Source organism: Pseudomonas sp. W22_MBD1_FP4, from assembly GCF_052113765.1.
Lineage (GTDB): Bacteria > Pseudomonadota > Gammaproteobacteria > Pseudomonadales > Pseudomonadaceae > Aquipseudomonas > Aquipseudomonas sivasensis.
In genome coordinates, this window is the sequence record NZ_JBGQOI010000001.1 from 179625 (window position 1) to 203977 (window position 24353).

At 61.4% G+C, this 24353-nt stretch carries 18 protein-coding genes; 10 read left to right on the plus strand and 8 right to left on the minus strand.

Annotation, left to right across the window (positions count from 1 at the left end; all coding sequences use genetic code 11):
* The first annotated feature begins 156 nt into the window (after window positions 1-156).
* Entirely contained in the window at window positions 157-1497 is a 1341-nt protein-coding gene (locus ACEN2T_RS00975; protein WP_095184870.1) for an ABC transporter substrate-binding protein, read from the plus strand.
* 3 nt (window positions 1498-1500) lie between these two features.
* On the opposite strand, the gene ACEN2T_RS00980 is transcribed toward ACEN2T_RS00975, so the two are convergent.
* The 6 genes from ACEN2T_RS00980 to ACEN2T_RS01005 all read right to left on the minus strand — a co-directional run bounded on the left by ACEN2T_RS00980 (window position 1501) and on the right by ACEN2T_RS01005 (window position 9688).
* Entirely contained in the window at window positions 1501-3126 is a 1626-nt protein-coding gene (locus tag ACEN2T_RS00980; protein ID WP_442116126.1) for a dipeptide ABC transporter ATP-binding protein, read from the minus strand.
* Window positions 3123-4007: an ABC transporter permease gene (locus ACEN2T_RS00985; RefSeq protein ID WP_442116127.1), complete on the minus strand. Its 885-nt coding sequence runs from the start codon at window positions 4005-4007 to the stop codon at window positions 3123-3125. Before ACEN2T_RS00985 ends, ACEN2T_RS00980 begins: the two co-directional genes overlap by 4 nt.
* Window positions 4008-4010: 3 nt before the next feature.
* Window positions 4011-4961 (minus strand): ABC transporter permease, encoded by a 951-nt coding sequence (locus ACEN2T_RS00990; protein ID WP_032891316.1) that lies wholly within the window; start codon window positions 4959-4961, stop codon window positions 4011-4013.
* A complete protein-coding gene (locus ACEN2T_RS00995; protein ID WP_122681690.1) occupies window positions 4958-6571 on the minus strand; it encodes an ABC transporter substrate-binding protein in 1614 nt (537 codons plus the stop codon). Before ACEN2T_RS00995 ends, ACEN2T_RS00990 begins: the two co-directional genes overlap by 4 nt.
* Window positions 6572-6615: 44 nt before the next feature.
* On the minus strand, window positions 6616-9048 hold the full coding sequence (locus tag ACEN2T_RS01000) for a TonB-dependent receptor plug domain-containing protein (RefSeq protein ID WP_095184868.1): 2433 nt from the start codon (window positions 9046-9048) through the stop codon (window positions 6616-6618).
* A gap of 223 nt (window positions 9049-9271) precedes the next feature.
* A complete protein-coding gene (locus ACEN2T_RS01005) occupies window positions 9272-9688 on the minus strand; it encodes a VOC family protein (RefSeq protein ID WP_122757255.1) in 417 nt (138 codons plus the stop codon).
* Window positions 9689-9884: 196 nt separating this feature from the next.
* Between ACEN2T_RS01005 and feaR the strand changes: the two genes are divergently transcribed.
* The 7 genes from feaR (at window position 9885) to ACEN2T_RS01040 (ending at window position 18539) form a co-directional block, all read left to right on the plus strand.
* Window positions 9885-10826: a transcriptional regulator FeaR gene (gene feaR, locus ACEN2T_RS01010; protein ID WP_442116128.1), complete on the plus strand. Its 942-nt coding sequence runs from the start codon at window positions 9885-9887 to the stop codon at window positions 10824-10826.
* 130 nt (window positions 10827-10956) lie between these two features.
* Window positions 10957-13071 carry a PQQ-dependent dehydrogenase, methanol/ethanol family gene (locus ACEN2T_RS01015; protein ID WP_442116129.1) on the plus strand — a complete coding sequence of 705 codons (2115 nt, stop codon included), beginning with the start codon at window positions 10957-10959 and terminating at the stop codon, window positions 13069-13071.
* 87 nt (window positions 13072-13158) lie between these two features.
* The gene (locus tag ACEN2T_RS01020; protein ID WP_095184865.1) at window positions 13159-14013 is read left to right on the plus strand and encodes a transporter; all 855 of its coding nucleotides are present in this window, start codon (window positions 13159-13161) and stop codon (window positions 14011-14013) included.
* A 132-nt stretch (window positions 14014-14145) separates the two neighbouring features.
* Window positions 14146-15408: a serine hydrolase domain-containing protein gene (locus ACEN2T_RS01025; RefSeq protein WP_099602628.1), complete on the plus strand. Its 1263-nt coding sequence runs from the start codon at window positions 14146-14148 to the stop codon at window positions 15406-15408.
* Window positions 15409-15525: 117 nt separating this feature from the next.
* The gene (locus tag ACEN2T_RS01030) at window positions 15526-16863 is read left to right on the plus strand and encodes a hypothetical protein (RefSeq protein WP_099602390.1); all 1338 of its coding nucleotides are present in this window, start codon (window positions 15526-15528) and stop codon (window positions 16861-16863) included.
* Window positions 16864-16902: 39 nt separating this feature from the next.
* A complete protein-coding gene (locus ACEN2T_RS01035; RefSeq protein WP_122753234.1) occupies window positions 16903-18006 on the plus strand; it encodes a polyamine ABC transporter substrate-binding protein in 1104 nt (367 codons plus the stop codon).
* Between the two features lie 44 nt (window positions 18007-18050).
* On the plus strand, window positions 18051-18539 hold the full coding sequence (locus ACEN2T_RS01040; protein ID WP_032891339.1) for a DUF3237 domain-containing protein: 489 nt from the start codon (window positions 18051-18053) through the stop codon (window positions 18537-18539).
* 731 nt (window positions 18540-19270) lie between these two features.
* Here the strand turns inward: ACEN2T_RS01040 and ACEN2T_RS01045 are convergent.
* Together ACEN2T_RS01045 and ACEN2T_RS01050 are read right to left on the minus strand one after the other, a co-directional pair.
* Window positions 19271-19882 (minus strand): TetR/AcrR family transcriptional regulator, encoded by a 612-nt coding sequence (locus tag ACEN2T_RS01045; RefSeq protein ID WP_032891341.1) that lies wholly within the window; start codon window positions 19880-19882, stop codon window positions 19271-19273.
* A gap of 95 nt (window positions 19883-19977) precedes the next feature.
* The gene (locus tag ACEN2T_RS01050; RefSeq protein WP_442116130.1) at window positions 19978-21720 is read right to left on the minus strand and encodes a sigma 54-interacting transcriptional regulator; all 1743 of its coding nucleotides are present in this window, start codon (window positions 21718-21720) and stop codon (window positions 19978-19980) included.
* Window positions 21721-21989: 269 nt separating this feature from the next.
* Here ACEN2T_RS01050 and ACEN2T_RS01055 point away from each other — a divergent pair, with 269 nt between their 5' ends.
* Together ACEN2T_RS01055 and ACEN2T_RS01060 are read left to right on the plus strand one after the other, a co-directional pair.
* The gene (locus ACEN2T_RS01055; protein ID WP_122753237.1) at window positions 21990-23465 is read left to right on the plus strand and encodes a benzaldehyde dehydrogenase; all 1476 of its coding nucleotides are present in this window, start codon (window positions 21990-21992) and stop codon (window positions 23463-23465) included.
* A 44-nt stretch (window positions 23466-23509) separates the two neighbouring features.
* Complete coding sequence (locus tag ACEN2T_RS01060) at window positions 23510-24277, plus strand: coniferyl-alcohol dehydrogenase (protein ID WP_442116131.1); 768 nt, start codon at window positions 23510-23512, stop codon at window positions 24275-24277.
* Window positions 24278-24353: the final 76 nt, after the last annotated feature.

Consider the following 24353-nt stretch of genomic DNA (forward strand, 5'->3'; position numbering starts at 1 on the left):
AAAGTGTTCGATTATCCGAGCCGTGCGGGGTGACCGGTACAGCGCAACTCCTTGAATAGGAAGGCTTATGCGCTTGGCATGAATTGTGTTGTGACCCGATTGGCGCTGACCCGACAACGGGAGGGGAAACCTCACCTTTCATAAGAAACCACACCCATGCACAACGTCTTGCAACGCACAGTCATCGCCAGCCTGCTGGCACTCGGCGCCTTGGGCGGGCCATTGTCGACCATCGCCCAGGCCGCCAACGATCAACAGTTCATCCCGCTGGCCACCTACCGAGTTGGCGCCTATGCCTCCAGCGGTATTCCGTGGTGGGCCGGGGAAATTGATTACTTTCGCTATATCAACGAAGTCGAAGGCGGGGTGAACGGCGTGAAGCTGGTCTGGCAGGAATGCGAGACCGAGTGGAAGACCGACCGCATCATCGAATGCTACGAACGCTACAAAGGCGGCCTGGACGGTGCGCCCACCGGGTTCTTCTTTACCCACAGCACCCCTGCCTCCTATGCGCTGATGGACCGTGCTGCCGTCGATCACATCCCCTTGATCGATGGCGCCGGCGGGCGTACCGAATCCACCGATGGCCGCGTGTTCCCTTACGCGTTTCCGCTGTTGCTCAACTACTACGGCCAGGCCTCGGTGGGCATCAATTACATTGCCCAGCGCGAAGGTGGGCTGGACAAGCTCAAGGGCAAGAAGATCGTCACTGTCTATCACGACTCTGCCTACGGTCGCGAAACCCAGGCGGCCATGCAGTTGCTGGCACAAAAGTACGGTTTCGAGAACATCCAGATTCCCGTAGCAGACCCAGGTAACGAGCAGTCCACTCAATGGCGGCAAGTGCGCCAGATCAACCCGGACTGGGTATTCCTGCGCACTTGGGGTGTTTCGACACCGGTGGCGATCAAGACCGCCGTGCGTTTTGGCGTTCCCGTGGACCGTCTGATTGGTGATGTGTGGGCAGGCTCTGAAGCCGATGTGATTCCCGCCGGCACCGCCGCCAAAGGCTACCAGGCGCTGGCGCCGTTCCCCGGTGGCGACGGTTTCGAAATCCATAAAAAGCTCAAGCAGTTCATCCTCGATCCCGGCAAGAGCAACCTCAAGGACACCAGCTACTTCGGCAAGGTCTACTACAACATCGGCCTGATCAACGCCGCGATTGCTGTCGAAGCGCTGCGCACCGGTCAGGCCAAATTCGGCAACCGCGCACTGAACGGTGAGGAAACCCGCTGGGCGTTCGAGCACCTGAATATCGATGCGGCACGCCTCAAGGCCATGGGCTTCGACGGGCTGTTGGCGCCGTTGACATTGTCCTGCGCGGACCACGAAGGCGGCGGTTCGGCCCGAGTGCAGCAATGGGATGGGCAAAAGTGGGTGCTGGTGACCGACTGGCTGCAAGCCGACCGCGCCACCTTGCGTCCGTTGATCGAAGCCAAGTCCGCCGCGTATGCCCAGGAAAAGGGCATCGTGGCGCGTGATTGCTCGGCGCAGTAAACCTCAGGCGGCGCTTGCCGCGACTTGCCGGCCAGGGATGGCCGCAATCAGTTCGCGGGTGTACTCGGTGGCCGGCTGGTTGAAGATTTGCGCCACCGAGCCTTGTTCAACCACGCGACCATTGCGCAGCACCAGCACCTCATGGGCGAAGTTGGCCACCACTGACAAGTCGTGGGACACCAGCACATACGCAATGCCCATCTCCCGTTGCAGCTCTTGCAGCAGGTCAAGAATGCGTGCCTGCACCGACACGTCCAGGGCGCTGACCGGTTCATCCAGCAACAGCAGGTCGGGTTTCAACGCCAGGGCGCGGGCGATGGCGACGCGTTGGCACTGGCCGCCGGACAGTTCACGGGGCAGACGGTCCAGAAAGCTCACCGGCAGGTGCACGCGGCTGATCAGCTCCCGCGCCGCCTGTTCCAGGGCGGCACCCTTGAGCAAGCCAAACGACACCAGCGGCTCCACGATGCTGTCGAACACGGTGAAGCGTGGGTCCAGCGCAGCGAAGGGATTCTGCTGCACCAGTTGCAGGCGTTGGCGCAACGGGCGGAAGTCGCGCCAGCTGAGGTCTGTAACGTCCTGTTGTTCGAACCAGACCCGGCCCTGGCTCGGCTTCTCCAGCCCGAGGGCGATGCGCAGCGCGGTGCTCTTGCCCGAACCGGACTCGCCGACGATGGCCAGGGTCTGGCCGGGGTACACCTCAAGGTTGAGACCTTCCAGGGCCAGGAAGGTCGAGGCTTCGCCCTTGACCTTGGGTAGGGCAAACGTCTTGCCGACGTTGTGCAGGCTGAGGATCGGCTGGCGCCCCAGATCGAGATTGATCAACGGATCGCGGCGCTTGGCGAAGGCAGGCGCGGCGGCAATCAGTGCGCGGGTGTAGTCGTGGCTGGGGCGGGAAAGGATCTGCTGGGGCGGGCCTTGTTCGACCACCTCGCCGTGCTGCATCACCAGAATGCGGTCGGCGCGGTCGGTGGCCACGCCGAGGTCATGGGTGATGATCAATAGCGAAATGCCGCGCTCCCTGACCAGCCGTTGCAGGTGATCGAGGATCTTGCGCTGCACGGTGACGTCGAGCGCGCTGGTGGGCTCGTCGGCAATGATCAGGCGCGGATTACCGGCCAGGGCGATGGCGATCAGCACGCGCTGGCGCATGCCACCGGAGAGTTCATGGGGATATTGGCGGGCGCGCAGCACCGGTTTGTCGATCCCCACCTGTTGCAGCAACTCGACAATATCCGCATCGACGCCGGGGTAGCGCTTGCCCTTGGCCAGGATCAACGCCTCGGCGATCTGTTGGCCGACGCGCAGGGTAGGGTTGAGGCTGACCATCGGGTCCTGGGGCACCAGGCCAATGGTGCGGCCGCGCAGGTTGCGTTTCTGGCGTTCGCTGGCGTGGGTCAAGTTATTGCCATCCACCCACAGTTGACCGGCGCTGATTTGCGCGTTGTCTGGCAGCAGGCCAAGGATGGCGTTGGCCAGGGTGGACTTGCCCGAGCCGGACTCGCCGACAATCGCCACGGTTTCGCCTTGGGCGAGGGAAAACGACAGCGAACGCACCGCTGGATTGACCTGACCGCTGGAGCGGTAATCGACACTGAGTTGGCGTACATCGACCAAAAACGGGCTCATCGCTGGATCTCCTCGAAGGTGCGGGCGATATGGTTGAGGCTGAACACCACGGCCACCAGGAACAGGCCGGGCAGCAACGACACCCAAGGTGCGGTGATCAGAAAGTGCCGGCCGTTGGCGATCAAGGTGCCCCATTCCGCCGCCGGTGGTGCGGCGCCGAAACCGAGAAAACTCAAGCCTGCGGTGGCGAGGATGGCTGCGCCGAAGTCCAACGTTGCCAGTACCGCTACCGGGCCCCAGGCGTTGGGCAGAATGTGCCGCAACAACGTGCGGCCCCAACTGGCACCGCCCAGCCGTGCGGCTTCGACATAGGGCAGGGTTTTCACCCGCAGTACTTCGGCGCGGGTTGTACGGGCAAAGCCCGGAATAATGCCGATGCCCACCGCGATGGCCACCGGTACGGTGCCGAAACCAATAGCCGTGACGATCGCCAGGGCCAGCAGCAGTCCAGGCAGAGCCAGCAGTACATCGACCACGCGCATGATCACCGCATCGATACGGCCACCGGCAAACCCGGACAAAATGCCCAGCCCGAGTCCGCCTACCAGCGCGATCCCCACCGCCAGCGAGGCCGCCAGCACCGACAGGCGCGCGCCGTAGACCACGCGGGTAAACAGGTCACGGCCCAGTTCATCGGTGCCGAACCAATGGGTCAAGTTGGGCGCCGTGAGTTTGGCGAGCGGCGCGGTGGCGTAGGGGTCGAAGCTGCTCAGCAGGTGCGGCGCCAGGGCGGCGACCAGCGAGAACACCAACACTGCCACGGCCAGGCTGAACCCCGGCCGGCGCAGCAAGGGCAGCAGGGTGGACGTGGCGCGTTGCAAGTGGCTGCGGCGGTGCCAGAGGGTTTCGCTGCGCACGCGTTTCTGGGTGAGCGTCGTCATGGTCTAGGACACCTTTGGCGTGTGGGAAATGCGCGGGTCGAGCCAGGGGTACAGCAAGTCCACCAGCAGGTTCACGAGGACGAAGGCTGCCGCCGACACTGCAACGATGGCCAACACCACCGGAATGTCCTGGCGCAGTACGGCTTCCTGGGCCAGACGGCCGATGCCGGAACGGGCGAAGATGGTTTCCACCAGCACCGCGCCGGACACGGTATTGCCCACCTGTAGGCCGATCAGGGTGAGGATGGGCAGCGCGGCATTCCTGAACCCATGGCGTGCCTGCACCTGGCCCCGGCTCAGGCCCTTGGCGTAGGCGGTGACGATATAGGCCTCTTTCCACACGCCCTGGAAGCTGCGTTGCAGCACTTGGGCGTACACCGCTGCACTTGGGATCGCCAGGGTGATCGCCGGTAACACCAAGCTTTCGAAGCCTCGAGTGCCGGTCGCGGGAAACCAACCCAGGCCAAACGCAAACACCTGGATCAGCAACAAACCCATCCAGAACACCGGCACCGAGAAGCCCAGGGACGGCAGGCGCGCCAGTGCTTTTTTCAGGGGTTGCCAACGGATATACGCGGTGAGGTACGCCAAGCCAATGCCGCCGAGCAGCGACAGCACAATCGCCAGCCCCGCCAGGGACAGCGTCTGTGGCAGGCGCTCGGCGAGCAACTCGGCCACCGGGCGGTTGAGTGACAATGACTGCCCAAAGTCACCGCGCAGCGCGCCCAGCAGCAGGTCGATGTATTGCTCAAACAGACCTTTATCCAATCCGTAATAGGCCCGCGCCTTGGCCAGGTCTTCCACCGACAGCGCGTCGGCTTCCATGCCGGACGCACTGAGCATGATCGACAAGGTGTCGCCGGGCAGCAGATAGAGGATGAAGTAGGTGATGCTGTAGGCCCCCCAAAGCACCAGCAGCGCCTGGCCGACCCGGCCAATCAGGTAACGACTCATGGCGCGGCGACCTCGATATCACCCAGCAGCGCAAAACCTTCGGCGGTCCAGCGGAAGTTTTTCACCTTGGCCGACGTTGCGGCCTGCCACACGCGCTCATACACCGGGAACGCCGAGCCTTCATCCACCAGCAGGTCTTGCAGGTTGCCGTAGGCCGCTGCGCGTTGTTGGCTTTGGGTGGCGGTGATGCCTGCATCGAACAGGCCTTTGGCAGCGTTCAGCACCGTCGGTTCGTAGAGGTTGGTGGCCAGGGTCGAGCTGTTGGCGGTGCGTGGGTCGAGGATGGTTTGCAGGATGATCGGGTCGGCGCGGGTCATGTAGGTGCTGGTCAGGTCATAGTTGCCGGCCGAGTTGTTGGCGACCCATTCGGCACGGGTGACCACGTTGAGTTTGACCTCGATACCGACCTTGCGCAGTTGGTCCTGGAGCAGCACGTCACCGGCGGTTTCGGATGGGGTGATGTTGTAGCTCAGGCTCAGGCGCTTGCCGTTTTTCTGGCGGTAGCCGTCCGCGCCCTTGGCCCAGCCGGCCTGGTCCAGCAGCTGCTCCGCGCCTGCCGGGTCGTAGGCCAACTTGGCACCCTGGCTCTTGAAATAAGGCGTGGTGACGTCGTAGATGCCGTCCACCACCGGAAATTCGGCGTTGTAGACGGTGCTGGCGTAGCTCTTGCGGTCGATGGCCTTTTGCAGGGCCAGGCGGACTTGCTTGTCGCTCAGTGCACGCCCATCACGGGTGTTGGGATACAGGTTCAGGGCCGGCCCCGGCAGCGAACGGCTCTGGATGGTGGCGCCCTTGGACTGGAACAGCTTCAGGTCCACCTCGGAGAACGGGTTGCGCGGCCACAGGATGTCGGCTTTGCCTTGCAGGAACAGGCCGTTGCGCACGCTTTCCTCGGGGATGTAGCTGATGTCCACCGCATCGAGGTGCGCTTCGCCCTGGTTCTTCATATTCGCCGAAGCCCAGGCGTAACCCTTGCGCTTGGTCAGGTGCGCGCCGACTTCCGGGGTGTAGCTGGCCAGCACGAACGGCCCGGTGCCGATGATCTTGCCCAACGAGCGCTCTTTGGCGCTGAGTGTGTAAGAGGCCGGCGCGAGGATCGACAGGTTGGTGGTGGACGTGGCTTGCAGGAAGCCGGCGTTGGGCTTGGCCAGTACCAGTTTGACGGTCAGGTCATCCACCACTTCGGCGTGGTCGAACCCCGCCAGGTAGGTGGCGCCAAAGGTGGCCGGCAACTCGGTGGCTAACGCCTTGTTGCTGTCGAAGGCGGTTTTGACCGCCACCGCATTGAAGCGCTCGCCGTTGCTGAAGGTGACGTTGTCGCGCAAGTGGAAGGTATAGGTGAGCGCGTCGTCACTGACTTCCCAGCTTTTGGCCAGCCAGGGAATGATCTTGCCGGTCTCCGGGTCTTGGTCGGTAAGGGACTCCGCGACATTGCGCAGCAGCACGCGGTGTTCCAGCCAATAGACCTGGAACGGGTCGACGCTGACCAGGGTGGTGTTGTCGCCAAAAAAGGCGATGTTCAGGGTCTTGCCGGCCTGGGCGTCACTGCCCGAAGGCGAGCAGGCGGCCAGGCTAAGCGCCAGGGCGCACGGGGCCAATAGACGGCTCATCAAGTTGGAGGTGTTCAATGGGATGCCCTCGTATGGCGATTGGCTTAGAAGTCGTAGGCCAGCTTGGTGTACCAGTAGCCGCCGCCGGGGTAGAACGGCGGGTTGCCGTAGGGCGCCAGGCCCAGGTTGCTGTAGACGGCGTGCCGGTCTGGGCGCACGTCGAAGATGTTGGTGCCGCCGATGCTCACGGTGATCTGGTCGACGAAGGTGTAGCTGACGTCGAGGTCGGTGATCCATTTGGCGCCGAAGCTGCGGTCGCCCGTGGGGTTGACCGCCAAGGTCTTGACCGCGCCGTAGCGGCTGGTTTGCAGGTTCACTGCCAGGTCCTCGACCTTCCAGTTGGCGCCCAGGATCCATTTGGTCTTGGGCGATGCTTCGGTCAGGTCGCCTTCGCGGTCGCGGCCTACCAGGGTGACGCCGGAGTTGGCCAGCGCACTCGGGGTATCGCGGTTGCCTTCGATAGTGGTTTTGTTCCAGTTGAAACCCAGGCTCCAGCGCACATCACCCCAGGCATCCAGCGGCGTGGTGTGGTCGGCGACCACGTCCAGGCCACGGGTGCGGGTATCGAAAGCGTTGGTGTAGTAGTTGACCCAAGTGCCGGAGGGCACGCCTTGGGCGGTGAGGATGCCGTTGATCACGCCATTGCCTTGGTCGTAGATGTTGCTGGTCAAGGCGATACGGTCGTCGATGTCGATCAGGTACGCGTCAGCGGTGATGCTGGTGCGCGGTGCCGGTTGCCAGGTCAAGCCCAGCCCTAGGTTGCGTGATTTCTCCGGCTTGAGGTCATCGCCACCCAAGGCTTTGGCCAGGTTGCTGCCCGACGGGGTCAGGCGGGTGACGGCAGGCACCACGTTGCCGTTCACATCTACGGCGACTCGGTTGTCGGCCACGGTGTAGCCGATCTGGGTCAGGGATGGCGCACGGAAACCGGTGCCGACGGTGCCGCGCACGGCCACGCTGTCGGTGAGTTCGTAGCGCGAGTTAACTTTCAGGCCGAAGGTGTTGCCTGAGTCGTCGTCGTAATGTTCGACACGCCCGGCGACGTCGAGAAACCAGCGCTCGGTCAGGTCAAAGCCTAAATCCAGGTAGCCGGCGTAGTTGTTGCGGATCAGGCTGACTTCATCTTCCGGGCGAATCGTCACCGCCGCCTGAGCGCCCGATGCCGCCGGGTACGTCCCGGTGATATAAGCCTCGGGGTCGCCGGCGAACGTGCTGAAGTGTTCCCAGCGATGTTCCAGGCCGGCCGACACCTGCACCGGCGAAGTCAGATTAAACAAACTGTCGTAGCGGCGAGTGAAGTCCAGGTTGTTGACCCACTGCTCAAAGCGGAAGGTGGCCAGGTTGTCGAATTTGGTCGGTGAGGCGGTGCCCAGGGACGGGTTGATGTTGAGGTCGCTGGAGTGGTGGACATTGTTGCGCCCGTAGGTGGTGCTCAGGTCCCAGTTCCACTCGGCCGCTTGGCCCTTGCCGCCGAACAGTAGCTGGTAGTCGCGGTCCTTGATGTTGTTCAAGGGGTAGTAACCGTCCGGGAACACCTCGGGCACGGCGGCGCGGCCGGTGGGCAGGCGGAAGTAGTTGGCCGCCTCGGCATCACGCTCGCCGTAGGTGGAGAACGAGTAGAGGGTCAGGTCTTCCAGGGGCAGTTCGGCGTTGTAGGCGAGGTTGAAGGCCTTGAGGTCCGGGTCGCCGTTCTTGATTGCCACACGGTCCCAGGCGGCTTCCTTGGCCGGATCGTTGAAGGCCCTCACGCTGCCGTCGGCCTTGTCGTTCCAGGAGGCTTCGCCGCGTTTGCGTGCATCGGCGGAGAGGTGGAAAAAGCCGCCGTCGCCCAGCTTGAAACCCTGGTCGCCGGCCACCTTGATGGTTTCGCCCTGGCCGGAGAATAACTGGCCGTAACTGGTTTCCAGGTGCCCGCCGCTGTTGCCGGTCTTGAGGATGATGTTGATCACCCCGGCCACCGCATCGGAACCGTACTGGGCGGCAGCGCTGTCTTTGAGCACTTCAATATGGTCCACCGAGCTGACCGGGATCAGGTCGATATCCACCGCATTCGCGCCGCTGTTGTCGATGGACCCGCGCTGACCGGTGGCGCCGTTGTGGCGACGTTTGCCGTTGACCAGCACCAGCGTGTAGGCCGGGCCGAGGCTGCGGTTACTCAGTGGGCGAGTCACCGAGTTGTAGCCGGCGATATTGGTGCCGAAGTTGAACGACGGCAGCAATTTGGCAATCGCTTCGGACAATTCGGCGCGACCGGTCTTGAGCAGTTGCTCGCTGTTGATCACATCGATCGGCGCCGGGCTGTCGGCCACGGTGCGCTCCTGGCCACGCAGGCCGGTGGAGATCACGGTGACGGTGCCGAGTTGGGCATCTTCCGTCGCGGCTTCGGCGAAGGAGGGCGCAGTGGCGAGCAGCAGGGAACTGGTCAGCAGTGACAGGTGAAAGTTCTTGAGGGGCAGCGGGGAGGTGAGGTCTGGCATGTCGAGATCGGTCCATTTAGCCTGATAGCAGGCTCCTGGTGGTCGGGGGTACGTCCTCCGCCAGGTATGGGGTCGGTCTGTGAAGTGAAGATATTCCTATAAAAAACCCGAGGGAAAGTCTTTTTTGGAATAAGCTAATTATTAGATATTGTCATTATGTGATTTTTTAAGATCATCTATTTTTATGATGTTGTGTCACGGGGGCGGCGGGGCCGAGCGTGCATCAAGGCTGCACAGCCGGGCCCTTCAACTCGATTTGATTACCGTCCGGGTCATGGAAATAGAGCGACCAGCCTGTGCCCTCTGCGCCATAGCGCATCTCGGCTTTTTCAGCGGATATACCCGCGTCAGCCAAGTGGCCGAGAATGGCCTGTTCATCGAACGGCTCGACCCGCAGGCAAACGTGATCGACGTTGTGCCCTTGCTTGCCCGCCGGCTTCCCGCCTTGGCGTCCGATGGAGCCATTCACGTCCACCAAGTCGATCATGGATGCCCCAGCGCTCAGGTGAATCAGGCCCAGGTCTTCCCGGCGCTTTTTGACCTCACATCCCAGCACCGAGGTATAGAAAGCCAGGCTGCGCTCGATGTCCTGCACCCGCAGAACCACATGGTCGAGGCGTTGAATTGAAAAATTGCGCATAACCACCACTCCTGTTTGAGCCTTGATTTTAGTACCCGGGCAGTGTGTGTGACGGGTGATTTGAGGTCAAAAGCAATAGAGCGACGGTCTTGGAACGGCCGGTTGCTCACCCACATCAAACCCAGCCTGCTTGCACCCGGAAAAAATAGATAATATGTTAACGGTATAACTATAAATAACCTGTGGGAGCGAGGATATGCCTGCCTTGTTGAGCACTCGTGAGGCGTTCGCCAACTGGAACCGCGACTTGCGTGCGGTGTGCGGTAATTTCAGCACAGCCCTGTCCGAACAGCACACGCTGTTTATCGGCAGCGTCCACGCTCAGGATGTGTGCGGCCTGGAGTTGGCCCATATCCGCACCAATGCAGGATTGATCAGCCGCCATCGCACCTCGGGTGACGGCGATGACGATCGTCACTGTTTTCTCATTCTTCAGAGCAGCGGCCACCAGCGCATCCGCGGGCAAAATCAGGTGATTGAGTTAGGGCCTGAAGACATCGCCCTGGTGGACTCGGCCCAGGCCTTCGACATAGAGCCGCGAGGGCTGGTGCAGAATATCTCGATTCACCTGTCACGCCAGGAAGTCAGCCATCAGCTTGGCCCGCAACCGCTGTTTGGCAAGCTCGCGCGCAACAGTGTCGCCACTCACATGATTCGCGCTCTGGTGCGTTCGTTGAGTGACGTTGCGTTGAGCCGTGACTCCGGCGGCAGGAGCGATGGGCCCGCGCTGGAACATGCATTAATCCGGTTGGCTGTCGCTGGCCTGGATGAACGCACCGACGGGCAGCCCGCCTTTGCCTGCGTGGGTCATGATGATCTGTATGGCTTGGCCACCCGCCTGGTTGAGTCTTCCCTGCAAGAGGCTGAATTAGGCCCTGACTATCTGGCGCGGCAGTTGAACGTCTCTGTCCGCCAGCTCTATCGGTTGTTCGAGCAGCGCCACGAAAGCATCTCTCGCTACATTCAGCAGCGCCGCCTGGAGCGGGTGGCCCAGGATCTGCGCTGCCAGGATCTGCGCCATGAATCCATCACTCAGATCGCCTTTAAATGGGGTTTTGTCGACGCCGCGCATTTCAGCCGCGCGTTCAAGCGTCATTTTCAGCACGCCCCTCGGGATTTTCGCCAGCACGCTACGTAAGTGCGCGCCTGGCAGAGAATGCCAAGCGCTTTGGCAGCGTCAGTCAAGTCGCGCAGCGCGCCAAGTCCTCTAATAAGCTTGCCTGGGCTGGGGGTGACACCGAGCCGCTTATCGCTGGAGAAAAATAATAATGAGATCACGCAGCCTGTTGCCAGGCATTCCCTTACTGATGGCTACGTTCTGCTCTGTTGTGTGGGCGGGCCCGGCGCAGGTCGATGGCCAGCGAATCATCACGGCCGACCAGGAGCCCGGCAATTGGATGAGCCACGGTCGCACCTATGACGAGCAGCGTTACAGCCCACTGGACAGCGTCAATGCCGGCAATGTCGCACAGCTGGGCTTGGCGTGGACGACCAAGCTGGATATCGACAGCGGCACCGAGGCCACGCCGCTGGTGGTCGATGGTGTGATGTACACCACCGGCGCCTTCAGCATCGTGTATGCCATCAATGCCGCCACCGGTGAGTTGCTGTGGAAATACGACCCGAAAGTGCCCGCCGAAAACCTTAGCCAGGGGTGTTGTGGGCCGGTCAACCGGGGCGTTGCGGTGTGGCAGGGTAAAGTCTATGTGGGCAGTTTCGATGGACGCTTGATCGCCCTGGATGCGGCTAATGGTCAGCCGGTGTGGAGCGTCGATACCATTATCGATCGCACAAAAAGCTATTCGATTACCGGCGCGCCCCGCATCGTCAAGGGCAAGGTGCTGATCGGCAATGGCGGCGCCGAGTTCGGCGTGCGCGGTTACGTTACGGCCTACGATGCCGACACCGGTAAACAGGTGTGGCGCTTCTATACGGTGCCGGGTGACCCCAAGCTGCCAGCGGAAAACCCCGCCATGGCCAAGGCCATGAAAACCTGGGACGGCGACGGCTGGGTGAAGTGGGGCGGTGGCGGCACGGTCTGGGACTCCATGGCCTACGATGCGCAGCTTGATCTTCTCTATGTGGGCACCGGCAATGGCTCACCCTGGAACTACCAGTTCCGCACCAATGGCAAAGGTGACAACCTGTACGTGTCGTCGATTCTGGCACTGCGCCCAGACACCGGCGAATACGTGTGGCACTACCAGATCACGCCGCAGGACCAGTGGGACTTCACGGCGACCCAACACATGATCCTGGCCGATATCAAGATCGGCGGCAGCCTGCGCAAAGTGATCATGCAGGCGCCGAAGAACGGGTTTTTCTATGTCCTCGATCGCACCAACGGGCAATTGCTCTCGGCGAAGAATTTCGTCCCGGTCAACTGGGCCAGCGGTATCGACCTGAAAACCGGGCGTCCGATCCTCACCGGCGCGGCCGACTATTCCAAGGAGCCGAAAGTAGTGCAGCCGAGTTTCCTCGGCGGGCACAACTGGCACCCGATGTCGTTCAGCCCCAAGACCGGTTACGTCTACATCCCGGCCCAATACACCCTGGCCGAACTGAAAGCGGCCAAGGCGCCGATGTTCTTATCGAACAAGTCCGTGGTGAACTTCGGCCTGGATGTGCCGGACCTGCCTGAGGACCCGAAAATCCTGAATAAAATCCGCGACGCCTGGAGCGGCGAACTGATCGCCTGGGACCCGGTAAAACAGAAAGCCGCCTGGAAGCAACCGTACATCAGCGCCGGCAACGGCGGCACGTTGGCCACGGCGGGTAACCTGGTGTTCCAGGGCACCGCCGATGGGCGCGTCGTCGCCTACCGCGCCGACACCGGCAAGCCGCTATGGGAGCATCGAGCCAATTCAGGAGTAATGGCCGGGCCCGTCACCTACACCGTCAATGGCGAGCAATATGTGGCGTTCTCTGTGGGGTGGGGCGGCATCATTCCTTTGCTGACCGGCCCATTGACCAACAAAGGCAAGGTGCGAGCAGAGTCGCGGGTGATCGCTTTCAAACTGGGCGCGCACGGGGAACTGCCTGCGCCGAAAGCTGCACCCGTCATGCCGACGACCCATCAGGCACTCACTGCAACCCCCGAGCAACTGACCCAGGCGCGCGGGCTGTTCAATGGATTGTGTGCCGGTTGCCATGGCCTCAATGCTATCAGCGGCGGTGTGGTGCCAGACCTGCGGTACCTGGATGACAACAAGCACGCGGCGTTTCCCGCCTTTCTCAGCGGGGCGCTGATCAATGGAGGGATGCCGAATTTTTCCGACATTCTTCAGCGCGAAGACATGGAATTGATCCGTCAATACCTCGTCAAGCGTACCCAGGATCTGCAAGCCGATCTCAAGGCTGGCGGACACACCACCGCGCACTGATTCCAATCCGTTTCACCTAAGCCTGGCGACTCCCCACGGAGTCGTCATGGCGAAGCTCTGCCTCCAATAAAAATAACGGGACCCGCCATGAAAATACTTAGCACTCTGACGTTCAGCGCATTGTTTGCCAGTCTGGCGCCCTTGGCCCAGGCCGATGTCAAACCCGACCCCGGCGACTACACCGCGCTGCCCCAAGGCACCGATGTGGTGGTGCTGTACCAGCAGAATCCGCGAGGGGACAAGGTGTATTCCGGCGGCAAGAAAGTCGCCGACAACCTCGACCTCGACCTGACTGTCGGCGTGTTGCGATTGATCCACTTCACCGAGTTCTTCAACACAGGCTTGACCTGGGATCCACAGATTGTGATCCCCTTCGGTTATCAGAAGATCGGCGCCACCGACAGCAAAAACTCTGGGCTGGGGGATATCACCTTCGGTGGAACGGTATGGACCATCGCAGACCTTGCCAGAAATGAACACCTGGGCTGGTCAGTGTTCGTCACGGCACCCACCGGCAGCGATAAAAACCAGGGTTTTGCGTTGAGCGATAACCGCTGGGCCTTGGACTTTCAAGTCGGCTACATCAAGGGACTCACCGATAAAATCACCTGGGACGTGATCGCCGAAACGGAGTTCTACGACAAGCAGCGCGCCACCGACGCCGAAAAAGCGCCGCTATTCCAGTTGCACAACCATTTACGCTACAACTTCACCCCGGATACTTACGCCGCGATTTCGTATCGACATAACTGGGGCGCGCGCCAGACGCTTGACCATGAAACCCTCGCCACCAGCCGCAGTAACGGCACGCTCGGTTTCACTGTCGCCACGATGCTGGGCAAGCAAGTGCAGGTGATGGGGCAGCTCATGCATGACACCTCGGTGCGCGAGGGCGTGAAGATCGATAATTCGCTGCAGTTTCGCGTGGCGTACTTCTACTGACGGCAAGGTGATCGGCGGCCCCTGGTCTGGAAAGCTTTTGATCGGTTAAATCTTTTATTGACTAAAGAATATTTGCCGGTTAATTATTGCTTCGCATCTGCTCGCATGCAGAGTCATTTCCAGGGTTACACCATGGGTCAGAAAATCACGCCGTCATTGGCCAGCCTGTATGTCCAGACTGACGAGGCGTTGTCCAAGCCTCGCCTCGCACCTTTACTCATGCAGGGCTTCCCGTCAGAGCCCGAACGCCGCGTTACGTGGGACAACTGGATGCGTTCGCCCTTCAGTCAATGGGGGTTTCGCAACCTCGCACGACTGCGTCCCACCATCGACGTGCAGGCGGGCGCAGCACCTGCCAGCCCGCTCAAGGTTGCCCCGACAGCCTTGGATTCGCTGTATTTCAACAGCGAATGCGGGCTGAGCATCAGCGTTATCGATCACCTTGTGGCCAGCCAGACCGACGGCTTCCTGGTGATGCAGGGCGATACGGTGTTGTTCGAGCGTTACTTCAACGGACAGCGCGCCGGTGATCGACACATCATGTTCTCGGTGACCAAGTCGTTGATTGGGACGTTGGGTGAGCAACTGGTCACCGAGGGCGTGCTCAGACCTGAGTTGCTCGCTGCGTATTACGTCCCCGAGTTGGCCGGCAGTGCGTTTGGCGATGCCACGGTGCGCCAGTTGTTCGACATGGCGGTGGGCATCGACTACAGCGAGGTCTACGACGATCCCAACTCAGAGAGTTCGCAGTACGGTTATGCCTGCGGCTTTCAACCGGCTCCGGCGGCTTACGCGCAATTCGCATCCCTGTACCAGTACTTGCCATCTCTCAAGAAACGCGGCAGCCATGGCGGATTTTTCCATTATGTGACCGCGACCACCGAAGCCTTGGCATGGGTTATGGAACGTGCGTCGGGCAAGGCTTGCAGTCAGATGCTGGAGACGATTTGGGAGCGTCTGGGTTGTGACCGTGACGGCTACTTCATGGCCGACGCCTGGGGACGCAATGTGGCGGGCGCAGGCTTCAGCGCCACCTTGAGGGACATGGCGCGTTTCGGTCGGCTGCTGGCCAACAATGGACGCCACGAAGGGCTTGAACTGCTGTCCCCTGCGACCGTCTCCCGGATCGCTGCCGGTTCCGATCCGGCGATCTACGCGCAAAATGACGAGTTTTCCAGCTGGACGCCGGGTGCGTCCTATCGCAGCCAGTGGTACGTGTTCAACGATCACAGCCAGGCACTGATGGCCGGCGGAATTCACGGCCAGTACCTGTTCATCGACAAGCCGTCCGGCGTGGTGATCGTCAAGCAATCGTCCCTGACGGAAGCGGTCGGTCCGTTCGATGCCGACAGCGTGCGGATGCTGCGTGCCATTGCGGCCCACCTGAATCCCTGACACACGCCCAACAATAAGAGTCTTGCGTTCTATTCACCTGGCCCCGGCCAGGTGTTGGCGGCGCGCTGCGTCGCCATTGACTGCCCTGTAACAACAATAATTCCACAGGAGCTTCTTATGGTTTTCACCAAGCGTTTCTCACGAGCGCTCTTAGCGGTCGGCTTACCCCTGACCACCCACGTCGCGTTGGCGGGCTACACCTTTGAGGACGGCAATCTCAAGGGCGAAGTCAACTTCACGGCGGGTGGTGGGACGCTGTTTACCCGTGGCGTTAACTTTGGCAGTGGCCAGGTTGATGCACGCAGCGGTAAAAACGGCGGCGCGAACATCAACTGGCAAGAGCTCTACATCAAGCCCGGCGTCAAACTCGACTACGCGCTGCAGCCCGATTTCAGCCTGCTGGCGGGCGGCTCCCTGGTGGCTGCCAGCACGTTCGGCGATGGCGATGCGGGCGGCTTCACCCGCAGTTCCGACGGTAAAGCCGCGTTTGAAGAGCTCTACGCTGGTTTTCGGGCCGGCGAGTGGACCTTCACCGCAGGCCGCCAGAACTACATGATCGGCACCGGGTTCATCGTCATGGACGGCAACCTCGACCAGTACAAGGACGCCGCCTACTGGCTGGGCCCTCGAACCGCGTTCAAGGATTCGGCGGTCCTGGCCTGGAACCATGGCGCACTCAAATCCCAGGCATTCACCTTGCGCACCGATGACGATTTGGGCGACTTCCGCATGACTGGCGTCAACCTCGATTACAACGTCGATGACCAGGTGACCCTGGGGGCGATGGCCATGAAGGTCCATGCCCTGGGGCCCAGAGGCAGCACATTCCCGCGTCTTCGTGACGGAATGCAGGTCTACAACATCAGGGCGCTCAACGCCAAGGTGCCCGGTGTGCAGGCACTGACGCTGAACGCCGAATACGCCATTGAGCGCGGCAGCGGCGAGGGTGCCGACTACGATGCCAACGCTTGGTATGGCCAGGCCGACTATGCCTTCAGCACGCTGCCGCTGACACCGATCATCGGCTACCGCTACGCGAGTTTTTCCGGTGACGACAACCTCACCGACAACCGCCAGAAAGCCTGGGACCCGCTGAGCAAAGGCTTTGTCGACTGGAGCACGTGGCTTATCGGCGACGTGGTCGGTAACTACCTGCTGTTCAACAGCAACGAAAAGGTCCAGCAGTTCTCGCTCAAGACCCACCTCAGCGACACCGTGACCCTCGGCACGATTCACTATCAGTTCTGGCTGGACGAGAAGAACTACCTGGGCGCGGCGGTCAGTGACCGGCGTTTTGCCGATGAGAGCGTGGTTTTCCTCGACTGGACGCCCACGCCGTCGTTCTATACATCGCTGTCCTACAACTGGGTCAAGCCACTGGCCGCTGCCAAGCAAGTCTTTGGCGATGACCAGAGGTTCAGCGCGCTGGAATTGTATTTCACCTATCGCTACTAAGTGCCGCGAGCCATCGTGGCCGCGCTGGAGTGTTTAATCATGAACAGGTTTTTGCGTCACACCTTGCTGGGCACTGTCGCCTCCCTTCTGATCAGTGGCTTTTGCCTGGCGGAAGAACGGACCGTACGGATCTACAACTGGATCGAATACCTGCCGCCGGAAGTGCTCAAGAGCTTCCAGGAAGAAACCGGTATTCGCCCGATTTATGACGTGTTCGACAGCGCCGAAACCATGGAGTCCAAGCTGCTGACGGGCAACTCCGGGTACGACGTGGTCTTCCCCGGCACTGCCAACCTGGGGCACCTGATCACCGCCGGTGCCGTCCAGCCCCTGGACCGCAAGCAGTTGCCGAACTGGGAGCACCTGGACCCGCAATTCATGCAGTCCCTGGAAGCAGTGGGTGACACTGGCAATCGCTACGCCGCACCTTACCTGTGGGGCACCACGCTGATCGGCTACAACGTCGATAAGGTGCGCAAGGCCCTGGGGCCCGACGTAAAGATTGACACCTGGGACATCATCTTCAAGGAAGAAAACCTCGCCAAACTCGCCACTTGCGGCGTGGGTTTCCTCGACGCAGGCAACGAAATCGTGCCCATCGCCTTGCACTACAAGGGCCTGGACCCCAACAGCCAGAAGCGCGAGGACTATGCGCAGGCCCAGGCGGCGATGATGAAAATCCGTCCCTACATCACCTATTTCAACTCATCGCGCTACGGCATGGACCTGGCCAACGGTGATATCTGCGTCGGCGTGGGCTGGTCCGGTGGCGTCGCGCTGGCCAAGCAATTGGCGGATGCCGCCGGCAAGGGCGTCAAGGTCGAGATGGCCTTGCCCAAGGAAGGCGCGCCGATGTGGTCGGACGTGATGATGATCCCGGCCAATGCCCCCGACGTGGCCGAGGCCCATGCGTTCATCAATTACATCCTGCGTCCGGAAGTGATTGCCCGCATCAGCAACAAGATCGGCTACCCCAACCCGAACAAGGACGCCACTGCACTGGTAGACGCCAATATCCGCGACAACCCCAACATGTATGTGCCGGAGCAAGTGCGTAAGACGTTGTTTGCCCTGGAGCCGATTCCGCCTGCGATCGAGCGAATCCGTACGCGCACCTGGACCAACATCAAGACCAACCGCTGATCCCCTGCGACCCGGTGCATGCGCGCCGGGTTTGGAGTTGTGCCATGAGTGAGCATTTGGACTTGATGGACGTTGCGCCTAATTTGCAGCGCGTGCTGACGTTGCGCGTGGCCATAGGGCGTGGGGTGATGCTGGGCGACAGTGTTGACGGTTTGCGCTGCAACTACCCGATTGTGGGGGGTGATTTCGAGGGGGTAGGTATTCGCGGTCAGGTGCTGGCGGGCGGCGAGGATTTGTTTGTGCTGCGCCCGGATGGGCTGGGTCAACTGGACGCTCGCTATAGCCTCAGGACTGATCAGGGAGAGCTGATTAATCTGCGTAATCGGGGGGTTCTGAACATGACGGAGTATGGGCGTCAGTTGGAGCGTGAGGGGCAGTGGCCGATTCCCGAGACGGAGTATCGGTGTACCTGCACGCCGGTGTTTCAGGTGCCGAAGGGGCGGTTGGATTGGCTTGGGCGTGCGAGTTTTATTGGGTTGGTGCATTACCCCAGTGCTGATCAGGTGGTGGTTCGGTGTTATCGGTTTTACTGAGGGCGTTTGGTCCAGTGATGTGCGGGCTCTGTCCGGGGGTACCGAGTTCGAGCGCGATGGCGGTTTGTCGGTGTACATATCCGTTATTTGGGTAACGGCGGCTATGGGTTCCGCTTTTACAGCGGGTCACTTTTTGAAGAGCGCAAAAAGTAACCAAAAACGCTTCGCCCCAACACTCGGCACCTCGCCTAGGCTCGGTGTGCCCTCACTCCGGCTTGAATCCGTGGGCCGCCGCGATGGGCCATCCATGGCCCAGCGCGGCTAACCCGGCGTCCTGCCGGGTTACCCACGGATTCAAGCCTGCGTTCGGCCAGCGTGTTTGATGGGGCGCCCAAGATCAAGATCAAAAGCGCAGATCAAAAGACCGCTGACTTCGTCAGCGAAGAGGATGTAAGGGCCGGATCAAAAGCAGAGCAAAAGCAGAGCAAAAGCAGGGCAAAAGCAGGGCAAAAGCAGGGCAAAAGCAGAGCAAAAGCAGAGCAAAAGCAGAGCAAAAGCAGAGCAAAAGCAGAGCAAAAGCAGACTGAGACCTATCTGTCTGATCTATGGAGATCAAACTGTGGGAGGGAGCAAGCCCCCTCCCACAAGGTTACCCGAGGACATCAGACAAAAATCCGGCCGGCTCTAAGGCCGTTGCGCACCCCAGCGCGGGACAAGCCCGCTCACCACAGAGTGAGGCGTCAGCCTGTAAGAATCGTGCAGATAACCATACTCATGGGGCAACCCCTCAGTCAGGCCTGCATGCCATAAAACACCAGCTCCGTAATACGTCTGACCTGCGTGGAGTGCGCTTCTATATCCGGGTGTTCCTGATTCACCAGTCTGAACAGTTGCAGGTGTGAGTAATCGTTCAGTAAAAACGCAGCCATTTCCACGTCCAGTTGCGGGCGTAGCTTGCCGGCCAGTTGCAGCTCGCGCAGCAGTTGGCTGATCTCAGCCCTGAGCGCGTCGTTCATCGCGCGATAGCCGGCGGGGAGTTCGTTGGTGCCGCCGAACAGGATCAGTGGCAGCAATTCACGCCACAGGCTGGGGTGCATGACTTCCAGGGCGTAGCCGGTCAGCAGCCGCTCAAGGTGGCACAGCGCGTCAACCGGATCTTCGATTTCCTGGATCAGGCGGCGAGTGTCGGTGATCGCGCGTTGATCGGCGTGGTGCAGGATTTCCAGGATGATTTCCTGTTTGTTGCCGAAGTACTTGAACACCGTGGGCGCCGATACGCCAGCCTGGCTGGCGATCTGTTCGATGGTGGTGTTCTGGAAACCCTGGCGCTCAAACAGTTCGATGGCCGCCTTGCTGATGGCTTGTCGGCGTTCGGCTTTCTGACGTTCACGCAGTCCGGTCACGGGTGCTCCTGGTCACGATTCAAAGGGGGCTCGGTATCCGTGCAAAATACTTAATTGGATAAAACATTTAAAGCACTCATTTTCAGGCAATCCCTTCAAGGCTGTTGCCGCTGGTGCTTCTTCAACCGATAGGCAAACTGAGCACGGCTAAGCCCCACGAGTCTGGCGGCGGCGGCGAGGTTGCCGGCGTTCTGTTGCAGCGCTTCGGTGATCAGGCGTGATTCAAGGCCCTCGATGGAAAACCCCTGGTCCAACTGCCCAAGAGTGTCCAGCAGTGCTGGTCGCTGCAAAGGTGCGGTGTTTGACAGGCTGCCATGGTCGTCCAGGCCGTACGGATCCGCCGGCAGTGGCTCGTTGCGAAACAGGTGCACCAAGTCGATGGCCTGGCCTTCGTCGCTGGCGATCAGGCCGCGTTCGATCAGGTTTTGCAGTTCGCGCACGTTCCCTGCGAAGTCGTAGCGCAGCAGGACTTTAAGGGCGCGCATGGTCAGGCCCACGGGTGTACGGGCGTACTCCTGGCAGAAGCGGGTGAGGAACGCGTTGATCAACAGCGGGATATCATCGCGGCGTTCACGCAACGGCGGCAGGGCGATGGGGTAGACATTCAGCCGGTAGAACAGGTCTTCGCGAAAGGTGCCGTCAGCCACCGCTTTGCGCAGATCGATATTGGTGGCGGCCACTACCCGCACATCCACCGTGATGCCGCGTATGCCTCCGACGCGTTCGATCTCGCGCTCCTGCAACGCCCGCAGCAGTTTGCTTTGCCCGGCCAGGCTGAGGCTGGTGATTTCATCCAGAAACAACGTGCCGCCCTGGGCCCGTTCAAAACGCCCGGGCCGTGAGTGGGTGGCGCCGGTGTACGCGCCACGTTCAACCCCGAAGAGTTCAGCCTCGATCAGGTTGTCCGGGATGGCCGCGCAATTGAGCGCCACAAACGGGCTGTCGTGGCGACGGCTGAGTTGATGTAACTGGCGCGCAAACATTTCCTTGCCCACGCCGGACTCCCCGCTGATCAGCACGGTGGCGGGCGTCTGCGCGACGCGTTGCAGGGCCTGCATTGCTGCGTTGAACGCCGCACTGGCGCCCACCAAAGGTCGGGGCGCGCTGGTGCTGGCAAGGCGGTCTACCGGGCTGTGGCGCTCACAGGCGTCGGCGGTGTGGGTGACGGTCGAGGACACGTTCAGGTAGCGCAAGTCCTGCTCAACATCACCCCATTGTTCAGCGGTCTTGCCGATCACCCGGCAACTGCTGTGGCCCATGCCTCGGCACTCTACTTCGCGAAAGATCACCAGTTGCCCGAACAGGCCACTGACAAAACCGATGGCGTAGCCGGTCTCCGTCCAGCACACAGGGTCCTGGCCGATGCCGTAGGCGCCCACATGCTCATCGGCCTCGCAGGAGTGGTGCCAGAGAAACTCGCCTTCATAAAAGCCCGAGTCGGCGTCGAACTTGAAATGCAGCGGCTCGACCTTGGTCATGCCTTCCAGGGTGTGCAGGTGCGTCCCGGCACGAAACACCGCAGCGGCATCAGCGTTTGGCCAGCGCTCGCGGATCAGCCGGGCATCCCGCGCTCCGGAGGCATAGCCGGTACGGGTGAACAGACCGCGCGCCTGCTCCAGCCCCAGACGCTCGATGACTTCCCTGCGCAGGGCGCCGAACGAGGAACTGTGCAGCAGCAGCATGCGTTGGTCGTTGAGCCAGATCCGCCCGTCTTCGGGAGAGAAAAACAGGCAGTCGGTCAGTTCCGCAGGCGTCGGCGAGCTGCTGTCGCTGAGGTGGCGACTGTCGCCGCGCGGATGATAGGGCGCGGTGGCTGGCGCGCTGTGGGGGTTAGTCATTGTTATGCCCCTGCAAAGCGAATGAACGATATGAGTAACTGCTCAGATAGTTACTAAACATAACCTTATCAATTGAACAAGTGCCAGGCCCCTGGTTTTTGCGGCCGATGGGCGAGTGGTCAATGGGCGGCACGTGTCAGGCCCCGGTCCAGAGCCCTCGGCGGTTTATGTCTGCGTCAGCACGTGCAAGCGGCACAGCCTTTGCTCAAGGCCAAATGCGGCGTTTGCACTTGTGCAGGCGATGACAATTACAAGAACCGGGAGTTGCCATGTCAGTGTCTGAAACCACCCACCTGTTACAGCGGGCCCTTGAGTCCGAATGCCTGTTTAACGGCGATTGGATACCCGCTTCGGGATCCGTGAGCCCCGTGATCGAACCCGCCACCGGCGAGCCGCTGCTGCGCTGCGCCATGGCCAGCCCGGCCGATGTCGCCCTGGCCAGTCGCAGCGCGGCCCTGGCCCAACCGGCGTGGGCCGCACTCGGTCCACGGGAGCGCGCCGAGGTGTTTCGCAAGGCGGCCGACGTCGCCGAGCAGTCTTTCGCCGAACTGGCGCTGTACGTCGCGCGGGAAACCGGGGGCGCGTTGTTCAAGGGCGAACACGAAGTGCGCGAGGCGATTGTGCTGCTGCATCAGGCGGCGGGCTTGTTGTCTCAACCCCACGGAGTGGTGCTGCCCAGTGCGGCGGGGCGATTGTCCTATGCTCGGCGCCAGCCCCATGGCGTGGTTGGGGTAATTTCACCGTTCAATTTCCCGCTGATACTGTCACTGCGCTCGGTGGCGCCGGCATTGGCGGCGGGCAATGCGGTGGTGCTCAAGCCTGACCCGCAGACGCCGGTCAGCGGTGGTTTTCTCATTGCCCGACTCTTCGAAGAAGCAGGCTTGCCCAAGGGCCTGCTGCACGTGTTGCCCGGCGACGCGGCGGCCGGTGAGGCGCTGTGCCGCGACCCCAATGTGCGGATGATCGCGTTTACGGGCTCCACGGCGGCGGGGCGCAAAGTCGCCGAGGTGGCCGGTCGGCACCTGAAAAAAGTCGCGCTGGAACTGGGCGGCAAGAACCCGTTGATTATTCTCGAAGACGCCAACCTCGACCTGGCCGCAAGCAATGCCGCCTGGGGCGCCTGGCTGCATCAAGGGCAAATCTGTATGGCGACCGGGTTGATTCTGGTCCATGAATCCATCGCCGCCAGCCTGACGCGCAAGTTGGTGGAAAAGGCCCGGGCGCTCACCGTGGGCAACGCCGCCCGGGGTGAGGCCGCGCTCGGCCCATTGATCAATCAACGCCAATTGCAGCGCGTGCACGAGATAGTCAGCGACAGCCTGCAAGCCGGCGCGCGGTTGGAAGCGGGCGGCGAATACGACCGGTTGTTCTACCAGCCCACCGTGCTCAGTGGCGTACGTCCGGGCATGCGCGCCTTTGAGGACGAAGTGTTCGGCCCAGTGGCCACGGTGGTCAGTTTTGCCACGGACGAGGAGGCCATCGAATTGGCCAACCGCACCGAGTACGGGCTTTCGGCGGCGATCATTTCACCCTCGGTGGGGCGCGCCATGGCCATTGGCGAACGACTTGATTGCGGCCTGCTGCACATCAACGACCAGACCGTGGCGGACGAATGCATCAACCCCTTCGGCGGGCGCGGCGCCTCGGGCAATGGCGGCAGTGTGGGTGGGCCGGCCGACTGGGACGAGTACACACAGTGGCAATGGGTCACCGTAAAAAACACGCCGCCGACCTATCCCTTCTGAGCCCCGGCTCGCGCATGCCTATACAACAATAAGAGGGCTTGACCATGAACCTGTACCGTAAAACCTTGATCGTGACCGGCGTGGCGTCGGGCATAGGTGCGGAAGTCGCGCGATTGGCGCGCTTCCAGGGCGCCACGGTGATCGGCGTCGATCGCCATGAACCGCAGTTGACGCTTGATGGCTTTTTCCATGCCGACTTGAGCGATCCCACCAGCATCGATGCGCTGGTGGCGCGCCTGCCGCAGCAGGTCGATGCCCTGTGCAACATTGCCGGCGTGCCCGGTACGGCGCCGATGCAAACGGTGGCCGAGGTCAATTACCTGGGCCTGCGCCATCTGACTCAAGCGCTGCTGCCGCGCATGCCAGCGGGCGGCAGCATCGTCAATGTCGCTTCGGTACTCGGTGCGCAGTGGCCGCAGCGGTTGGCGCTGCACAAAGCGCTGGCGGCGACCGAAAGTTTCAGGGCCGGGCAGCAGTGGCTGGCCGCCAATCCGGTGGACCAGGGCACCTGTTATCAGTATTTCAAAGAGGCGCTGATTGTCTGGAGCCTGCAGCAATCCCAAGGGTGGTTTCGCGATCATTCGGTACGCATCAACTGCGTCGCGCCGGGGCCGGTGTTCACCCCGATTCTGGGGGATTTCGTCAGCATGCTCGGCCCGGAACGGGTGGCCCAGGATAGCCAGCGCATGACGCGTCCCGCCCTGGCCGATGAGGTGGCGTCGGTGATTGCCTTCCTCTGTTCGGACGCTGCGCGATGGATCAATGGGGTCAATCTGCCGGTGGACGGCGGGTTGGCGGCCACCTACGTGTAGGCGCTGCAACCGCGTTAAACCCCGGGGCGGATCCACCGCGCCGGGGGTCTTGAACAACAACAAAAATACAGGACAT

Bases quoted from the DNA above. Each gene is read 5' to 3' on its own strand.
- ACEN2T_RS00975 (WP_095184870.1), top strand. From the start codon at position 157: ATGCACAACGTCTTGCAACGCACAGTCATCGCCAGCCTGCTGGCACTC.
- ACEN2T_RS00980 (WP_442116126.1), bottom strand. From the start codon at position 3,126: ATGAGCCCGTTTTTGGTCGATGTACGCCAACTCAGTGTCGATTACCGC.
- ACEN2T_RS00985 (WP_442116127.1), bottom strand. From the start codon at position 4,007: ATGACGACGCTCACCCAGAAACGCGTGCGCAGCGAAACCCTCTGGCAC.
- ACEN2T_RS00990 (WP_032891316.1), bottom strand. From the start codon at position 4,961: ATGAGTCGTTACCTGATTGGCCGGGTCGGCCAGGCGCTGCTGGTGCTT.
- ACEN2T_RS00995 (WP_122681690.1), bottom strand. From the start codon at position 6,571: ATGAGCCGTCTATTGGCCCCGTGCGCCCTGGCGCTTAGCCTGGCCGCC.
- ACEN2T_RS01000 (WP_095184868.1), bottom strand. From the start codon at position 9,048: ATGCCAGACCTCACCTCCCCGCTGCCCCTCAAGAACTTTCACCTGTCA.
- ACEN2T_RS01005 (WP_122757255.1), bottom strand. From the start codon at position 9,688: ATGCGCAATTTTTCAATTCAACGCCTCGACCATGTGGTTCTGCGGGTG.
- feaR (WP_442116128.1), top strand. From the start codon at position 9,885: ATGCCTGCCTTGTTGAGCACTCGTGAGGCGTTCGCCAACTGGAACCGC.
- ACEN2T_RS01015 (WP_442116129.1), top strand. From the start codon at position 10,957: ATGAGATCACGCAGCCTGTTGCCAGGCATTCCCTTACTGATGGCTACG.
- ACEN2T_RS01020 (WP_095184865.1), top strand. From the start codon at position 13,159: ATGAAAATACTTAGCACTCTGACGTTCAGCGCATTGTTTGCCAGTCTG.
- ACEN2T_RS01025 (WP_099602628.1), top strand. From the start codon at position 14,146: ATGGGTCAGAAAATCACGCCGTCATTGGCCAGCCTGTATGTCCAGACT.
- ACEN2T_RS01030 (WP_099602390.1), top strand. From the start codon at position 15,526: ATGGTTTTCACCAAGCGTTTCTCACGAGCGCTCTTAGCGGTCGGCTTA.
- ACEN2T_RS01035 (WP_122753234.1), top strand. From the start codon at position 16,903: ATGAACAGGTTTTTGCGTCACACCTTGCTGGGCACTGTCGCCTCCCTT.
- ACEN2T_RS01040 (WP_032891339.1), top strand. From the start codon at position 18,051: ATGAGTGAGCATTTGGACTTGATGGACGTTGCGCCTAATTTGCAGCGC.
- ACEN2T_RS01050 (WP_442116130.1), bottom strand. From the start codon at position 21,720: ATGACTAACCCCCACAGCGCGCCAGCCACCGCGCCCTATCATCCGCGC.
- ACEN2T_RS01055 (WP_122753237.1), top strand. From the start codon at position 21,990: ATGTCAGTGTCTGAAACCACCCACCTGTTACAGCGGGCCCTTGAGTCC.
- ACEN2T_RS01060 (WP_442116131.1), top strand. From the start codon at position 23,510: ATGAACCTGTACCGTAAAACCTTGATCGTGACCGGCGTGGCGTCGGGC.